This is a genomic window from Nostoc sp. C057 (assembly GCF_013393925.1).
Lineage (GTDB): Bacteria > Cyanobacteriota > Cyanobacteriia > Cyanobacteriales > Nostocaceae > Nostoc > Nostoc muscorum_A.
Genome location: NZ_CP040281.1, coordinates 1653475 through 1669067 on the forward strand (window position 1 = coordinate 1653475; position 15593 = coordinate 1669067).

At 42.6% G+C, this 15593-nt stretch carries 18 protein-coding genes and 1 tRNA gene; 15 read left to right on the plus strand and 4 right to left on the minus strand.

What is annotated here, in order from left to right; genetic code table 11:
• Positions 1–4 precede the first annotated feature (4 nt).
• A complete protein-coding gene (locus tag FD724_RS07590) occupies positions 5–520 on the minus strand; it encodes a transposase (RefSeq protein ID WP_179072090.1) in 516 nt (171 codons plus the stop codon).
• A 62-nt stretch (positions 521–582) separates the two neighbouring features.
• Here FD724_RS07590 and FD724_RS07595 point away from each other — a divergent pair, with 62 nt between their 5' ends.
• The 10 genes from FD724_RS07595 (at position 583) to FD724_RS07640 (ending at position 6261) form a co-directional block, all read left to right on the plus strand.
• On the plus strand, positions 583–1032 hold the full coding sequence (locus FD724_RS07595) for a hypothetical protein (RefSeq protein WP_179072178.1): 450 nt from the start codon (positions 583–585) through the stop codon (positions 1030–1032).
• A gap of 80 nt (positions 1033–1112) precedes the next feature.
• Complete coding sequence (locus FD724_RS07600; protein ID WP_179072093.1) at positions 1113–1475, plus strand: hypothetical protein; 363 nt, start codon at positions 1113–1115, stop codon at positions 1473–1475.
• A complete protein-coding gene (locus tag FD724_RS07605; protein WP_179072179.1) occupies positions 1444–1749 on the plus strand; it encodes a hypothetical protein in 306 nt (101 codons plus the stop codon). The genes FD724_RS07600 and FD724_RS07605 overlap by 32 nt, the downstream gene beginning before the upstream one ends.
• Complete coding sequence (locus FD724_RS07610; protein WP_179072180.1) at positions 1730–2038, plus strand: hypothetical protein; 309 nt, start codon at positions 1730–1732, stop codon at positions 2036–2038. Before FD724_RS07605 ends, FD724_RS07610 begins: the two co-directional genes overlap by 20 nt.
• Positions 2039–2304: 266 nt before the next feature.
• Positions 2305–2919 carry a hypothetical protein gene (locus FD724_RS07615; RefSeq protein ID WP_179072181.1) on the plus strand — a complete coding sequence of 205 codons (615 nt, stop codon included), beginning with the start codon at positions 2305–2307 and terminating at the stop codon, positions 2917–2919.
• Between the two features lie 22 nt (positions 2920–2941).
• Positions 2942–3328, plus strand: coding sequence for a hypothetical protein (locus FD724_RS07620; RefSeq protein ID WP_179072097.1), 387 nt, complete (start codon positions 2942–2944; stop codon positions 3326–3328).
• 5 nt (positions 3329–3333) lie between these two features.
• Positions 3334–5076 carry a hypothetical protein gene (locus FD724_RS07625; RefSeq protein ID WP_179072182.1) on the plus strand — a complete coding sequence of 581 codons (1743 nt, stop codon included), beginning with the start codon at positions 3334–3336 and terminating at the stop codon, positions 5074–5076.
• Positions 5073–5510 (plus strand): hypothetical protein, encoded by a 438-nt coding sequence (locus FD724_RS07630; RefSeq protein WP_179072100.1) that lies wholly within the window; start codon positions 5073–5075, stop codon positions 5508–5510. The genes FD724_RS07625 and FD724_RS07630 overlap by 4 nt, the downstream gene beginning before the upstream one ends.
• Positions 5507–5908, plus strand: coding sequence for a hypothetical protein (locus FD724_RS07635; RefSeq protein ID WP_179072101.1), 402 nt, complete (start codon positions 5507–5509; stop codon positions 5906–5908). The genes FD724_RS07630 and FD724_RS07635 overlap by 4 nt, the downstream gene beginning before the upstream one ends.
• Entirely contained in the window at positions 5905–6261 is a 357-nt protein-coding gene (locus FD724_RS07640; RefSeq protein ID WP_179072102.1) for a hypothetical protein, read from the plus strand. Before FD724_RS07635 ends, FD724_RS07640 begins: the two co-directional genes overlap by 4 nt.
• Before the next feature lie 219 nt (positions 6262–6480).
• Here the strand turns inward: FD724_RS07640 and FD724_RS07645 are convergent, their stop codons facing one another.
• A complete protein-coding gene (locus FD724_RS07645; RefSeq protein ID WP_179072183.1) occupies positions 6481–6984 on the minus strand; it encodes a 2TM domain-containing protein in 504 nt (167 codons plus the stop codon).
• A gap of 515 nt (positions 6985–7499) precedes the next feature.
• On the opposite strand from FD724_RS07645, the gene FD724_RS07650 reads away from it, so the two are divergent.
• The gene (locus FD724_RS07650) at positions 7500–8216 is read left to right on the plus strand and encodes an ROK family protein (protein ID WP_114085806.1); all 717 of its coding nucleotides are present in this window, start codon (positions 7500–7502) and stop codon (positions 8214–8216) included.
• An 879-nt stretch (positions 8217–9095) separates the two neighbouring features.
• Positions 9096–9650: a peptidoglycan-binding protein gene (locus FD724_RS07655; RefSeq protein ID WP_114085805.1), complete on the plus strand. Its 555-nt coding sequence runs from the start codon at positions 9096–9098 to the stop codon at positions 9648–9650.
• Between the two features lie 45 nt (positions 9651–9695).
• On the opposite strand, the gene FD724_RS07660 is transcribed toward FD724_RS07655, so the two are convergent.
• Together FD724_RS07660 and FD724_RS07665 are read right to left on the minus strand one after the other, a co-directional pair.
• Positions 9696–12116, minus strand: coding sequence for a sucrose synthase (locus FD724_RS07660; RefSeq protein ID WP_179075437.1), 2421 nt, complete (start codon positions 12114–12116; stop codon positions 9696–9698).
• A 1192-nt stretch (positions 12117–13308) separates the two neighbouring features.
• A tRNA-His gene (locus FD724_RS07665) sits at positions 13309–13381 on the minus strand.
• A 124-nt stretch (positions 13382–13505) separates the two neighbouring features.
• Here FD724_RS07665 and FD724_RS07670 point away from each other — a divergent pair.
• The 3 genes from FD724_RS07670 (at position 13506) to cobA (ending at position 15578) form a co-directional block, all read left to right on the plus strand.
• On the plus strand, positions 13506–13889 hold the full coding sequence (locus FD724_RS07670) for a DUF4359 domain-containing protein (RefSeq protein ID WP_114085803.1): 384 nt from the start codon (positions 13506–13508) through the stop codon (positions 13887–13889).
• Between the two features lie 151 nt (positions 13890–14040).
• Complete coding sequence (locus tag FD724_RS07675; protein WP_179072184.1) at positions 14041–14802, plus strand: sirohydrochlorin chelatase; 762 nt, start codon at positions 14041–14043, stop codon at positions 14800–14802.
• Complete coding sequence (gene cobA / locus FD724_RS07680; protein WP_179072185.1) at positions 14799–15578, plus strand: uroporphyrinogen-III C-methyltransferase; 780 nt, start codon at positions 14799–14801, stop codon at positions 15576–15578. The genes FD724_RS07675 and cobA overlap by 4 nt, the downstream gene beginning before the upstream one ends.
• Positions 15579–15593 lie beyond the last annotated feature (15 nt).

A 15593-nucleotide genomic window follows, 5' to 3' on the forward strand; every position in this document is an offset into this window, starting at 1 on the left:
TTATTTATCTCCTTTTAAGCCAGTCGTTAGATGTTTCAGCAGCTACTTGGGCGGCATATAGCGGTTCCCAGTTTCGTTGTAAATGCTCGTAGATAATCCTAGAAAGGTACTGAGCAATTTTTGAGCCATCGTAATAAATGGCTGTTCTGAGCAGTATGTAGTTTTGCTTGGTTAGGAAAATGTAGTTAATGTCTCTCCTATCAACCTTTGTGGGCAAGATGATGTGTCCCAAGGGTGAGGGTGAAATTTCACCATCTACTATTGGATTTTTGTACTCAGGAAGAGCATCAAACCCCTGCCCAACAATTACTTCTGCCCATTCATCCTCATCCATTTCCCTCTTGGCAACATCCAGTCTTGCCAAGGTTTCATAGTATGGGCGGTTACGGCCTAACCATCCCCGCACATACTGATTGATTAAATCCTGTCTAGAGTCTCCTGATGCTTCACTGAACGCATCGAGCTGTTTATCGTGCTGCTCTGTGATGTAGTAATACGAAAGCGAAAACTGATAAGCCATTATCTCTGGGGTTTCATAGAAAAGTACATAGCTTTACCTGTAGGTTTGCCTATAAGTTTACCTTGAAGTGCCATAAACTTACCCCAAAAATTAACGAATGTGATACGATTCAGAAAATCAAAGCGATCGCCCCCGGCAAAGACGCGATCGCTTCCCACCTTTCGGCAGTTCCCCCAAATGGTCTTGGAGGCAAATTAATGATCGCACAAATTGATGTTGCTAAAACGCAGCCATGTAACAGCGCTGGTGGCTGTCACAATACACGCAATAAGGAAAAGCTGCAAGAAATAGCTGTATCGCTGCTAGAACAAGCTGGACTTGGAGGCAGATTTTACCCAGAAGAACGGGATTTTGTTTCGACTTCCTCGCGCTTGATTCTGCCAGTAATTGAAAATTTCTTATCCTCCACGGGAGGGCAGCCGCCAGCGCTCGCAACCGTTAGAGACTGGTTTTACAAAGGTTGTTCCGATTTGATGATCGCAGTATTAGCAAGTCAGATTCAGCAAAAATAGTTGTGGGAAAATCCACAATCTTATGGCGCTCATTGAGCGCTTTTTTATTGTTGGAGGCGTGAGCAGATCGTGAGCGATTCATGAACGCAGCCGTGAGCAGATCGTGGTCGGATATTTACAAAACAGAATGGGCTTTCAAAAGCCTTGATGATGTCCTTCCCAAAGCGATCGCTGAACTTCCAAGAAAAACACTGGTTCAAGAGTTTTACGGAGGAGCAGACAGCACGCTAAGAAGAGACTTGTTATGTCTGGTGCCAATGGAAGTTAGACCCCGTGGATTCAACTTCATCCCTCAAGATGAAAGCTTTAAAAGAAGTTCTATTGAGGTGCTTTTTGAGTTTAGAAAACTGGTTAAAAAGTACCAGTACGATACAGCAGTTCGATTGATTCACCAAACAATGGAGGAGATTTATGAGTTACAAAACTGCACAACAAGCCGCTAAAAACACCGCCAAAGCTCCTGAAACTCAATCTGAGCAAACAGGGCAAGAAGCCGGGTTTAACATGGACGACCAGTTTGAGAGCTTCGACGCTGCCGTTGCAGACAGCATCGTTGATCTGCGCGGCGCTCGGATTATGCAGATGGTTCTGACCCGGATCGGTGGTGGAGATTTGGGGAAAATCGCTCCGCAGATGTTCAAATCCTTTGAGCAAGGGACTTTGGGCGCTTTGGGGAGCAAAAGAAACAGCTATCAGAGTGTCACGAGAAACCTCTGAAAGCCCTAGCGCCAGCCGCCAAGTCGAGCGCATCGTGACGCTATTTTATATGAAAAAAATTAGCAAGCTTGCTGACACTGTACTTTGGATCTTGATTGGCTTGGGGATTGTTGGAGGGGGACTTTCTGCCTATGTAATGAGTAGTTTCTGGATTCAAGGTAATGGCGGAGAAGCAACAGTTTACCCTGACCGACCTGTTCGGGATGCTAGTGATCGCAGTAACGATCGTCTTTCTCTGGACGGAGAACGCCCGACTAAAGCAGGAAATTCAAACCAAAGAATTAGATAAATGCTGCCTGCGGCGCTCGACTTGAGCGCCAAAAAGCAGAATCTGAAGGGCTGATAAAGGGCGTTTTGCTTAGGAGGTGAGATGGACGACAAACCAAAAGCTTTGCCTCCGCTTTTCGGAGCGCACTGGTAAAGCACAACGACAATGCTCGAAATTCGTCAGGTGCTGACGCTCCTGACACCTCGAAAACCCTTACTGACAGGGCAAATGCTCCCATCGCGCCGTCAGTCGTTGGATTGATAAAATCTTTCGATTCAGCGCCCGAAATGCAGACGCTGCTCAACAGCTATTTTGGGATTGGCGACTTCCTGACCATGCTGCCGGGAATGACCCCCAGCGAAATCGGGCAGATGGCCGACAAGTTAGATCGTTTCGAATTTCCTTTTGATAATTTGCCTGCTATTGAGCAGAACCTGACAAGCTACATCAGTGGGATAACCAAGTATCACGAATTCGTGAATCGCTGCGTCAAGCAAGGTGTCGCAGGCATCGATAAGATTGATCAGTCTGTTGTTGATATCTTCGTTGCCCATAAAGGGCTTCTAGGAAATCAACAAAAACTGGCGGCAGAGAGCGGGACGGCTGTTGCTCAAATTTCCAATGAAGTTGAGCATCACATTGAACTCCAAGAACACAAGCTACAGGCGGCTTTGAAGCGGGCTGCTAAAAAGCTCAAAGCTGATAAGGAAAAGGAGACAGCCAAATCTGAAACCGAACCCAATGAAAAGCCTGTTGAAATGGTCGCTATCTTGGACACGAGGGCGCGATTACGGCGATTAATGCAGTATGGAACGACCAGCCCGAAGGCGTTCGCCCCAACGAAATCGGCTGCTGTTCCTGAAGGTGGGAAAAAACGGCACGGCGCTCAATTCAGTTTTTGAATTTTTAGCAGGTAAGTAGCCAATGGCGAAGATATCGAAGCGCCTGAAAATGGTGAAACTTGTACATTTCGGGAGTGCTTATGGCTTCTGGTTTGCGCTTGGTGTGAGTGCTGCACACTTCTCCAGGTTGTTGGTTGGGGGCTGGATTATTTATATTGCCTTGAAGTTGTCGATCGCTGGCTGGCTTCTCCTAATCCCGCCTGAAGATGCAACGCAAGAAACGTTAATGCTTCGGCGGTTGAGCGGGTTAGCAATGGCCCTGAGTATCGCAGCTTTCTGGGATGTTTTGTTTATGCTGCTCAACAACCCGATTACGTTGGGCAGCTTGATTCTTCCAGTTTGGCAAGTTGGCTTTATTGGGCTTGCTGTTGTGCTGGCAATGACGATGCTTTTGGTATTTGTGAAGTAGAAATTATGCTGGACAGGCTTTATGCTCCCGCAAGTGCGGGGCTTTTCATTTGTGGGGCGATCACAGTAATCGGCAGCTTGTCAGGTTATTTCAATTCCCGCCTGGCTTACTGTGATGCGGCGACTAACCCCTGTACCAGAGTTGCGATTTCTGTTGATGTCGCTCCTCCGAAGACAGCACAGGATGTCGTTGTGTTGCCAGGGAATGGCAAAATGCGGCTGTCACTTGGACTGGTAGCGATCGGGCTTTTGGCTGGGGGCTATGTTGTCTCTGGCTTGGAAATTGAAGGGCTGAGTGCGAAGGCCAAGCAAGAACAAATTGACGCTGACCTTGAAGATAAGCGGCAGGCGATTGTCGCCGACGAGGAAGAAAGGAAACTGATTTTGGCTTCAGGCATCCGGTATCAGGATTTTGAGCAGCAGCTGCTTGATGGGTATGCCATGCTGCTTTTGGAAAACAACCCTGAATTAGCAGAGCAGGTTTTAGCAGAGAAGCCGCCTGTCCAGCAGATTGAGGCTCAGGCTGTTACAGCCACCGCCGCTTTAACGGCTAGCCCCGTCGCAAATGACCAGGAGTTGACTGATACTATCCAGGACACAAATTTACCCATAGTTGTTGACGATAATGCCTTAAGCTCACTTATCGCTGCTGGTTCACGAGCCATTGATGGACTGATCGACACCAGCCAGAGCATGATTTTTTTGGGAACGCCAGGAGCAGGTAAGTCTGTTTCGCTGGGAGTTGTCCTTGGCAGAAAAAAAAAGAAATATGGCGATCGCGCAAAACTCTATGCGATCGCCATGAAAAACGACACATTTTCGGGGGCTGAGGTCGGTCGTCTTAATGCAGATTCTGATGTTTGTTATGCCATTTTGTTGAAGGTCATTACCGAGCTACGCAAACGGGCAGCGCTACCCAAATCAGAAAGAGAAGAATATTGCCAAGGCTCTCCAGTGATTTTGATTTTGGATGATTTTATGTCGCAGCAGAAGCTGTTGAGTTCGTCGCTGAGTAAAAAAATTGTGCGGTATCCCGAAGAATCGGGAGCTTATCAGAAAATCCCGTTGGGCGAAGCTTTTAATGCTGCGATGGCGGAAATTGTTTTTAATGGTCGTGAGTTATGGGTTCTAGGCTATGTTGCAACCCAATCATCTAACATGGATGATTTGAAATTCTTGTCTTCAAAAGGCGGAAGGGCGGGTGTCATTCTGATGTATCAAGCATTCAGAAACACCATAAGCAACCAAGGCAACTACGAAATAATTAGCCAGGCAATCGGGAATCAACACGTAATTGCTGATGCCAAGGAACGGGAAAGGATGCGAGGTGTTTTCCCGCAAGCTAAAGCTTTGTCTGTGCAAGAGCAACGCCCAATGATCTTGTCGTCGAACGCCGACACCGGAGAATTTATTCTTGGGATTGTCCCGGACATTTTAGCCGAGTACAAGGAGTTTGATCGCCTGTACAACAGCGCAGAAGCTGAAGTCGCTAATTTCCCCTGGACGATTCGCAAAGTCAGCGAATTTTACCCAGACACGACACCAGAATCTCTGTTTAACGACATTCGCAATCGAGTTAAGGATGGGATGTCAACACGGGAAATTATTAGAACTGTCCTCAAGTGTGGGGAGAACAAACAGCATCCGACGCGATCGTACAGCGTCCACGGGAAAACGTTGTTTCGTTGGCTGATTGATAACTACGACAATGGCGAGTTGGCAGCAATGTTAAAAGGCGAAGAAGGTTGAAAAAAACCACATTTGAATACGCCGAAAATTGGCGACTGACCTGTAGAAATGGATTACGCTTGATGCCATTTTGTACATGCAATCCCATTCATGGCAGGGCGGTAGTAGTGCATCACGTTAAATACAAGCGCAGCCCACTCCGGCGCTTACTGGGATTGCTTCTATTTCATAGCCCGAAGGCAACTGTGTCTGGTCGGGAAATTATTGGCTATGATGCCTTCCCGCTTTGCGAAAACTGCCACCACAACGTTTATGGCCGGAGCGATCGCCCAAACAGTGTTCACCACCCCAAAGTATGGAAGCAATTGGGGGGCTTGGACAACCATAATGTTCCGGCACTGGCTTGGCGACTGAGGTTCAAGTTTTGGTTTTGGGTAATTGTGTTGCGATCTGGTAGATTTTTTATTTCCTTGTTCCGAAGGGCGAAAAAATGACTTGTTCTCGTTATGAAAGTCTTATTAAAACTGCAACTTGGTGGGCAGTAGTTAACGGTAAAGAATTGCCTTTGTGCAACGGGCATGGACATCCTGAAGTGCTGTCTCCTGAAGGAGAAGAGATCAAAATTCCAGGCGGTACTTCGATTTACGAAAGGAACAAAATTTTTATGTTGAAATTAACCCAAGAGCAACTTGAATTTTTGATAGTTGTAGATGGGCAAAATGATTGGCACCCCGCAGCTTTCCTTGATGTGATTGCGGAGCATTACGAAAATAGTACAGAAAAACCTTTTGACAGACCTGAATTTGAAACTATGATGCAACAGCTACGAAAGCTGACAACAGGAAAGATTGCCAACTTTCAAATTGCACTCAATATTCTGGAGAGTTTATGACTGAACTATCTGAAGCATTAAAAATCTTGGCAACCAGCCCAGTTGCCAAAGACCGAGAAGCGATCGCACGCATCGAAAAAGTTGCACAAGCAGACATCCATGCCATTGTGCAGACACTAGATAATCAGTCCACGCTGGCAGAAATTGGTCTATTCAATTCACTAGAGGAAAGGAGAAAACTAACAACAAGATTCATTGTTTCTGCGGGGTTGATGTGCAGTGGGCTATCCTGCCTTATCACGATCTGGTTTCGTCCAAGTTTAGCGATCACAATTACGCCAATCGGTTTTATCACGGGGGCGGCGGCAAGTAGTTTTTTGTTGGCGAATGAGGGTAGGAAAAACTTGGGATAAGCGATCGCCCTTCATAACCGCAACGACCTACTGCAAAAATTCGCCTCCTGAAAAATTTTTCATGATTGGAATTAGGGCAGATTTAGTGCAGACTTTATTTTGTTTCTCTGAAACGCTTATTTTCAAGTGATTGTGGCAATACGTAATACCGTTTCTCCTGCGGGGTTTTTCTTTGAGTTACCGATGTCTACAGAGAGTTACCTTAGCCAAGCAAATCTACTAAGCCTGTAATACCTTAAACCACTTATTCAAAACTGTGCTGATGGTTTTCTTAATCTGATGATTACGGCTCCACTTCTGGAATGCTATTTCATACTCTTCGCCTTTGATTTGAAAAGTATTCCATACATCCAGTCCTACAGGTAATCCGCAGAATAGCAAAATGTACAGCGACCAAGAAATTCCGCCACCAGTTAGTAAATTTAACAGTATAAAAAAGCCATTAAAAATTGCATAATTCCCTAGGCGCTTCTGAAATCTTCTAATCCGGTAAGCGTCAAAAGCTTTTCGCTGTTGGACTTGACCTTGTTGTACTAACCAGTCGCGCTCGGCTAATTTTAAAGAATCAGGTGAAATTTCTAACTCAGCAGCAATTTCTAATATCTGCTCATAAGAAAATTCTGTATTTTTGTCATTAGCTTGACGAGCGATCGCTAAGTGTAGAATTTGTTGGACATCTTCTTGGCTATAAGAGCGGATGCTTTGAGGTTCAAACGCCGTCATAATTCTTTCTCTTATTATTACTTTTAATAGAAATTTGCTGCCCGATAGATTTTAAGCAGCTATGCCAGTACTATTTCCACTATCTCTACATTAGCAAATCTGGATGTTGTCGTGCGTCTAATGTGTTGATATACTACTCAGGACTCATGACTAGTAGTCTGCCAACCCAAAAATGCGCTTGTGAGGTCTGGGGAAAGGGGAAAGGGTAAGGGATTTAAAACCTTTCCCCCTTACCCTTTACCCCGCCAAGTCACGAAAGCGAACTACTACTAGACTGTGATTGTCGATAGGCTTGGCACTCTCCAGGCTGGAGCGTCTCTGTGAGGAGCAGGGTAGCCACGAAGATTCTTTAATCTTAAGACATGAGTTGCTCAAATCTTGCTGGCGCTAAGTTGAGTAGATGACTCATCTCCTCCACTTTCCCCTCAATATAAAGACTCTCCAAATATCCGAATCCGATCGGATGCAGCAGAGCATAATATCGAAAGAACAAGCACTAACAAGGATGTAACTCAATGGTTGAAGAAAATGGATCGATTCGTACCCTATCGGTTGATATTGGTGGTAGTGGCGTTAAGGCTATGGTTTTAGATATTACGGGAAGTCCTGTAACAGAAAGAGCGCGTTTAGATACACCTCAACCTGCTACACCAGATGTTGTAATTAATGCAATTGTTGTGTTAGCTGCTGCTCAAGGTGAATTTCATCGTGTTTCGGTGGGTTTTCCTGGCGTGGTTCGATGTGGAGTCACGGAAACGGCGGTAAACTTACATCCAGATTGGATTGGATTTGATTTGGAAACAGCGTTATTAAAACACTTAAACAAGCCTGTACGGGTGATTAATGATGCAGACATGCAGGGGTTTGGTGCGATCGCAGGTAAAGGTGTAGAACTGGTGATTACTCTCGGTACAGGGTTTGGTTCAGCTTTATTTGTAGACGGTAAGCTAGTACCAAATATGGAAATGGGACATCATCCGTTTCGCAAAGGAGAGACTTTTGAGCAGCAGTTAGGGCGTGCAGAGTTAGAAAAAATTGGTGATAAAAGATGGAATAGGCGTTTAGAAAAGGCGATCGCATCCTTACAACATCTGTTCAATTATGATTACCTTTACATTGGCGGTGGTGAAGCTGTAAGAGTGAATTTCCAGCTACCTTTAAATGTAAAACTCATCCCTAATATTACTGGTTTATTAGGTGGTATTGCTTTGTGGCGAGATGAAAAAAGGTAAAAAGTTTTTCAACATCCACAACTAAGCGTACTAAGCAATGTCTAAGGGCGAGCTACACCTACGCGCTCATAAGGTGCATCCTTTCTTAACATTTAAAAATGTTATAAAAATTAACACAGGTTAAGCAGAGAATTGTATACACATTATTTACATTGCTACCATCTAACTTTGTCATGCAGTAGTCTCAACTCTAGTTTAAATTCAAGACCGTACAACAACGTTGTGCGGTTTCATCTTCTTGAGGTCGAAGTATGTGTTTTCTGAGAATAGGGCGAAGGAGCCATATAAATTCAATTACAAAGCAAATATTTAGGAAACATAGCTGAATATTTCCAGATTAAAGTTGACAAAACTAGATAATGGTGTGACGACCAGCATGTATCCTGCGATATAAAAGTGAATGATAAAAAGTTGATAACCCCCTCTAAAGGAGGACAAATTGTTTAAAATCAAGAGTTTATCATTATTGTCAAATATTGCATTGATAAAGGCCTAAAAAACAGACTCAGGGAATTCAGCAGGATTTTTGCTGGCAGTATAAATATGATAAAAGCAGCATCAGCATATCAAGCGTGAGCCAAAGGTAACGAGACAAATTTCTTGAATGGCATTCCCAGAGAATCATATAGTATGTTATTGTCTAAACCGTTGATTTAAATACCATATCTTAGAAGTTAGTGGCTTGCTTAAAGATAAAAAAGGCACAAAGCTAATAATATTAGTCTCATTAGATGAAATCGGAGGTGAGCAAATATGAGCCTGACAATATTATCTGAAAAAATTAGTACATGACTTTTTTATTTAGTCAGTATGTATTATCCCGGACAGCAGCAATGTTGTTAGTTAAAAGAAATATTGGTTGAAGTAAAATGAACTACAATGACTGAAATTGGCCTGATGATGACGGGCGTATTAACAATAAGACAAGCATTTGGAACCAATTTGCCACAACAGCAATTAGTTCAGATGGAAAATGACGAAAAGCAGTCAAAACAGAATGAGTCGGAGATAACTGCTCAAGTCACACCACCTGAATTTATGCAGACAAATGAGATTTCCCAAGCTTCTCCCTCAGCGATCGCACTAGAGAAAGGACACATACTTCAGAAAATCAGCAAAAATAATCAGTTCCTAGCTTCTTCTAACTTAGGTAAGTCTAAAAAGCATTCTCAGTCTGTAGGCAAAGTCCGCATAAAGGTTACAGGACGTTTCCAGAGGTTTAGTAGCCAACCTATGCCGACTCTTTATTTCGGTAGCTCTGGTCTTGCTGTCAGAGTCTTACAACGGCTGTTAGTGGCTAATGGCTATGCCGTAAGAGTGGATGGGATTTATGGCGCACTGACAGAAACTGCTGTCAAAGCCTTTCAAAACCAGCAGAATTTAGGAACGGATGGAATAGTTGGTCAGCGAACTTGGCGGGCGTTGACAACTTAGTCATTTGTCCTTGGCCATAACAAATGACTAATGACAAATGACAAATTACCGATACTTGTGCTGCTCTAATAGTTGTTGCGCTCTTGGCTTATAAATTAAATAGAACAAAGCCTCAAGATAACGTAACAAATCTTCCCGATTCTCCTTCGAGGTAAAGTTCCAGAAGCCATAAATCCGCGCTAATGATAATAGCTTGCTAGTATGAATTTTCCAAGTATAGGTGCTATAAACTCGGTCAATGCCTCGCTGCGAAATTTCATGCCAATAGTTAGGATTCTGTTCGCATTTAGTAATGAAGTCCACAATTTTTGTGGCTGTCTCATCTAAATTTGTTGGGTTAATCAAAAAGCCATTAACCTTATCTTGAATAATCTCTAGTGGCCCACCAAACTGTGTGGCAAAAGTCGGTAATCCTGAAACCATCGACTCTAAAATTGTCAAACCAAAAGCTTCAAATAAAGCTGGTTGTACAAAAATTCCCTGATGATCGGCAATGACTCGGTAAATTTCACCAGAATCGGTTTTAGTTAGGCGCACACCCAGCCAACGAATCTTTCCGTGGAGATTGTACTCCTCAATGATTTGATAGAGTTTGATAATTTCGTCACGTTCTTCGTTGTCGCCTGATTCCTCTACACGTAACTTACCCGCTACCAAAATTAAGTTGTAATGCTCTTGTAATTCTTTACTTTGACCATAACATTCAGCTAAACCTGTGAGGTTTTTGATGTGGTCAAGTCGCGCCATTGAGAAGAGAGGGCGCTTGTTAGGATCATCGAGTTTGCCAAATATTTGCGCGGGGTCTTCCAGAGTAAAGAGTGTTTCTGCAAGGCGTTGGCGATCGCTCTCGACTCTATCTTTAGTCCGGGTGTAGGGGAAGTAATTATTTTCGTTTACTCCAGGCGGTACGACATTAAATTTGGGACTAAATAATTCAATGCCATTGGTAACATGGTACAACTCCGGCATGGTGAAGCACTTATAAGACTCGTACTGTCCGACACTATCCGGTGTTCCCACAATTTCTTGATAAGTGCTGCTGACAACAAAATTGGCAGCATTCATCGCAATCAAGTCAGCTGTGAATTGCAATGAAAAATGATATTTCTCCTCTAATTCTTGCCAGTAGAGGTTACTGAACAAGTATTTAGATTTTTCCAACGCATGGGCAACATTGCATTGGGTAACTTTTAGCCGTCGCGCCAGCAAGAATGCTATTAAATTCCCATCAGTATAGTTTCCAACTATTAAGTCAGGTGTGCCGTGGAATTCTGCCCGTAATTCTCTTTCTGAGTCAATGGCGAAAGTTTCTAGGTAAGGCCAAAACTCAAACCGGGAAATCCAGTTTTGAGTCATGTTAGGATTAAATTCTCGTAAAGGCACTCGCAAAATCCAGGCATTTTCGGTACCGTGGACTTTTTCTAGCCGTTGATTACAAAGAGTGCCATCACTATTGGGAATCAAGCGGGTAAGAATAATTACCTTTGGCTCGACATTCAATTTCTCTAAACCAGCTAGCAAAACATCTTCTTGTAGCTGCTTCTCTAGGCTCTTAGCCTGGTCAAGGACGTAAACTACCTGACCGCCGGTATCGGGACGACCTAACACTCCCTCTTGCCCAAACCAACCGTGAGCCGACACTAAGACGATTCTAAAAATCATCGGGATACGAGAAATGAAGGCTTCTAGGGTCTGGGGGTCGGCAGAATCAATCAATTCATCGAGAATATTTAAAGTTTCCCGCACGCGTGCTGCGGTGTTACCCCAACCCGGCTCAAAACCCATTGACTGCAATTGGAACCGGAATTGTTCGTAGGGTTCATCTTCGGGGCGATTATTAACAAAGCCGATAGCTTTCTTAACTTGCTCTGAAAGTTGCTGCTGCGATTGAATGCGATCGTTGACTAGCAGTTGGACACCGTTGTAATGGTGCAGGCGCAAGAAATTCAATAAGCTGTCCAGCAATTGCTTGGAGTCTTGAAAGATTTTGCTGGATAGATAGCGGTTGAGAAATTGTACCCCTTTACCAATATTTTTGGGGTCGCGGATGATTGGGGTGTAGTCGTAAAATGGGCCGAAGTCCAATTCTAGCAGGTCGCCGTCGTTGGGATGAAATTTGTTCACCAAGCGATCGCGCAAATCCAGCAAATCCTGTACGGTCATCGGCTCAATGCTCAAGTCTGATGTCAACCAATAAACTTCTTGGCTAGCAATCTTCGAACGGATGATGAAACAGAAGTTGGAATCTTCCTGAATAATTTCCTGAGTATAGTAAATCAGTTTGCCTAACTCAGAGGTAGTGTAATAAGCCTCTGGTTTCTGGGACTTTGAGCAATACTCACTATATACATTGAGTATGTCGTTCCGCAGCAAGTACTTCTTTTCTTGTTGGCGTAATTCACTAAGAAAGGAACGCAAATCACTTCTTTCTTCACTATCTAAGACTGCTTGAAGCAATTCAGACATGGCAACTCCACTAGATGACGATGTTTGCATTGTTGACTTTCAAGGCGAGACGAAATAAGCCTCTACCTTTTGTTAGACCAGATATAAACATGAAATAATAGAGATAAATATGATTTATCTGTGTACCTAAAAGTATCAATTTTTCAATAGGTACTTAAATCATGTTCTACTTTACTTAAAGTATCTATGACTCAGTATTTTTGGCTCTAACTAAAGGAATACAATTTTTATTTCTTTTGACAGATGTTATTAAAAAAGCTCATAGTAATTTAGGCGCGATCTATTGTGCCTTAAAATTATTGATTTAATCTTTACTATATAATTTATTCGCGTATATCGGATGATTATCATACCGAGATATCAAGATTTAGCTAAAAACTTCTGTAATGCTTGTAAGTCAATACTTTTTTCGGTTTCCCCAGGATGCTAATATTCATTTTTTTAGTGGTGTAGATGATATATTATGCAATTTTGATCGTTGCCAACATTCTGAGAATTCAGATATAGATTATTCTATTGCTATTATCTATATCTAAATACATGAAACAAAAATTAATAATTTATTTTAACATAAACTATAATAAATTAAAATCAATTTTTGTTTAAATATAGACTAATCATTATTTGCATTAGTTATAGTTTAAGCAAAACTTGTTTAAGTAGGGTCTGTTTATATGGCTACTAATACACCTAAGTTAATAGCTTCTGACCACAGTATAGGCAACATTTTGATTATCTCCTTGCTGGCCTTTTGTGGGCTGACTTTTATCATCCTTCTAGGAATTTTCTAACGGCTAAATGTGCGTTCAAAAACTTCTGAGGCTTAGATTCCTGATTTTTCTAAAAAGTCAGGAATCTTATTAATATAAATAGTTAATTTATCCGAGATTGACGAAAAAAGATTATCAAGCTTTCTGCACTATCGAGGTTGCTTAGATATGTACTTCTGCAAAAAAACAACATTTTGTAAAAGAGAAGTGAACATTGCACACTTAATTTTATTTTAGCAAGTAGATTTGCTTATATACATCAAAACCTTTATAATATATTCTTATGAATTATGGCAGATTTGCGATCCTTCCAAGTTCATTAACTTGTAGGTGACAGTTACTTGCTAAAGTAATGGTTATGAATTATCACAACCGCAACCCATCTTTTATAAGAACTTATGGATCATTATGAAATTATATAGGGCGAACGACGGGACTCGAACCCGCGAATGGTGGTACCACAAACCACTGCCTTAACCACTTGGCTACGCTCGCCATTCAACAATTTGAATTATAGCAATAATTTGGCAAACGATCAAGAGTTTATGTTCAAGGAACGGACTCAGCTGATTTAGAGTCTCTGAAATCTAACGATTACAATGTATTTTACTTGGCAAACATGAAACCCCTAACCATCATTGCATATACTGGAGCAGCAGCAGGACTCGCCGCCTTGGGTGTGACAATGGCAAAGACTAATCCCAGTCAGGTTGAATATGAAGAATATGCAGTGCAACGGTTGACAGAATACTTAAAAACCGATGTATGCAAAAAAACTACGAATATTATAGAAAATTTAATCCATTTTAATTGTGATAAGTTGGTTGACTCAGCTAACCCACAAATCCAAGGAATTATTGCCAGGACTACAGAAAGACAAAATTTTATGATTTTTAGCATTTACCGTACAGATTTAAAAATAAATTCTTGGATACCTTCATACAAATTTGAAACGGTGGGAGCTTTTGATCAATTTTATACATACACTGCCGAAGAACAATAGCGCAATCAGAAGTGGAAGAATATAAAAGTGATTTAGAATACTTGTATTTAGTAATTTATAATAGTTTCAATAATCACCAGAGTAATTATTACCACCAGCTTAATATTAAGTAAAATATGAACATTAGTCACTGAGAGTTCAAGCTTTGCCGATGTCATCTGCCTATTTGCTAGTATCTCACGGAAGTCGCGATCCGCGCCCAGAAGTTGCTATGCAGCAACTAGCAAAGCTGGTATGCAACAAATTACCAAACAACTACAACCCATCAAGTAGTGAACATTTGGTTGGCATAGCTGCTTTAGAAATGAATCCTCAGCCTTTACATGAGCAGATTCAAAAATTTGCCAAGAGCGCTTTTGGCGATGCCTGGTTTGGGCTACACCAACCATCTCAAAACGAGAATAGCATCAAAATTGTACCGCTATTTCTGTTGCCGGGAGTACATGTGATGACAGATATTCCCGCCGAAGTAGCGCTAGCGCAACAGGCTATTGGTCAAGATATCATGATTGAGTTGCAGCCACATTTAGGCTCTCACCCCAATTTAGAGAAATTACTGGCCAAGCAAATATCTACTATTAAAGCAGAAGCATGGATTCTGTTAGCTCATGGTAGCCGTCGCCCAGGTTCCAAAGAAACTGTGGAAGCAATGGCGGCGAGTTTGTCAGCAGTTGCTGCTTATTGGGCTGGGCCTCCTAGTTTAGAATCACGGGTGAAAGAGTTAGTAGCCGCTGGTTATAGCGAAATTGCAATTTTGCCATACTTTTTATTCGCAGGTGGAATAACTGATGCGATCGCGGCCTCCATAGAGGAGCTAAAATTACAATTTTCTGCGGTGAATTTCCAGTTGGCGCAGCCACTGGGAGCAAGTGCAGAATTAGCCGAGCTTATTTGGGATTTAACGGATAGATGAACCGCACAGAAAAACAGGAGAACGAGTATTTGGGAAAGGTTTATTTAGTAGGTGCGGGGCCAGGAGATCCAGGATTAATAACCCTGAAGGCGAAAGGTTTGTTGGAATGTGCAGATGTAGTTATCTATGATGCCTTAGTGAGTCCGGCAATTCTGGCAATGATTAATCCCCAAGCCGAACAAATTAACGCTGGTAAGCGCCGGGGGAAACATTCGCTGTTCCAGGAAGAAACAACTCAATTACTGATTGAGAAAGCGCAGGATCATGCAATTGTAGTGCGGTTAAAGGGTGGCGATCCGTTTATCTTTGGTCGCGGTGGCGAAGAGATGGAAGAATTAGTCAACGCTGGGATATCAACTGAAGTTGTTCCAGGTATTACATCGGGTATTGCAGCCGCAGCTTATGCAGGTATTCCATTGACTCATCGGCTGTATAGCTCATCAGTGACATTTGTAACTGGTCATGAAGCGGCGGGTAAGTATAGACCGAAAGTGAATTGGAATGCGATCGCGCACGGTTCCGAAACTATTGTAATTTATATGGGAATTCACAATCTCCCTTATATTGTGGAACAGTTAAGTGCAGCTGGGTTGAATGTAGAAACGCTCATTGCTTTAGTGCGCTGGGGTACGCGCCCAGAACAAGAAGAATTGATTGGAACCTTAGAGACAATTGTAGAACAGGTAGAGCAAACTGGATTTGGTGCGCCTGCGATCGCAGTCATTGGACAAGTAGTAAATATGCACAGCATTTTGTCTAGTTGTCGTCCAGTTTGATGGCTGGCGCAAAAG

Bases quoted from the DNA above. Each gene is read 5' to 3' on its own strand.
- FD724_RS07590 (WP_179072090.1), bottom strand. From the start codon at position 520: ATGGCTTATCAGTTTTCGCTTTCGTATTACTACATCACAGAGCAGCAC.
- FD724_RS07600 (WP_179072093.1), top strand. From the start codon at position 1,113: ATGAACGCAGCCGTGAGCAGATCGTGGTCGGATATTTACAAAACAGAA.
- FD724_RS07605 (WP_179072179.1), top strand. From the start codon at position 1,444: ATGAGTTACAAAACTGCACAACAAGCCGCTAAAAACACCGCCAAAGCT.
- FD724_RS07615 (WP_179072181.1), top strand. From the start codon at position 2,305: ATGCAGACGCTGCTCAACAGCTATTTTGGGATTGGCGACTTCCTGACC.
- FD724_RS07620 (WP_179072097.1), top strand. From the start codon at position 2,942: ATGGCGAAGATATCGAAGCGCCTGAAAATGGTGAAACTTGTACATTTC.
- FD724_RS07625 (WP_179072182.1), top strand. From the start codon at position 3,334: ATGCTGGACAGGCTTTATGCTCCCGCAAGTGCGGGGCTTTTCATTTGT.
- FD724_RS07635 (WP_179072101.1), top strand. From the start codon at position 5,507: ATGACTTGTTCTCGTTATGAAAGTCTTATTAAAACTGCAACTTGGTGG.
- FD724_RS07640 (WP_179072102.1), top strand. From the start codon at position 5,905: ATGACTGAACTATCTGAAGCATTAAAAATCTTGGCAACCAGCCCAGTT.
- FD724_RS07645 (WP_179072183.1), bottom strand. From the start codon at position 6,984: ATGACGGCGTTTGAACCTCAAAGCATCCGCTCTTATAGCCAAGAAGAT.
- FD724_RS07650 (WP_114085806.1), top strand. From the start codon at position 7,500: ATGGTTGAAGAAAATGGATCGATTCGTACCCTATCGGTTGATATTGGT.
- FD724_RS07655 (WP_114085805.1), top strand. From the start codon at position 9,096: ATGACTGAAATTGGCCTGATGATGACGGGCGTATTAACAATAAGACAA.
- FD724_RS07660 (WP_179075437.1), bottom strand. From the start codon at position 12,116: ATGTCTGAATTGCTTCAAGCAGTCTTAGATAGTGAAGAAAGAAGTGAT.
- FD724_RS07670 (WP_114085803.1), top strand. From the start codon at position 13,506: ATGAAACCCCTAACCATCATTGCATATACTGGAGCAGCAGCAGGACTC.
- FD724_RS07675 (WP_179072184.1), top strand. From the start codon at position 14,041: ATGTCATCTGCCTATTTGCTAGTATCTCACGGAAGTCGCGATCCGCGC.
- cobA (WP_179072185.1), top strand. From the start codon at position 14,799: ATGAACCGCACAGAAAAACAGGAGAACGAGTATTTGGGAAAGGTTTAT.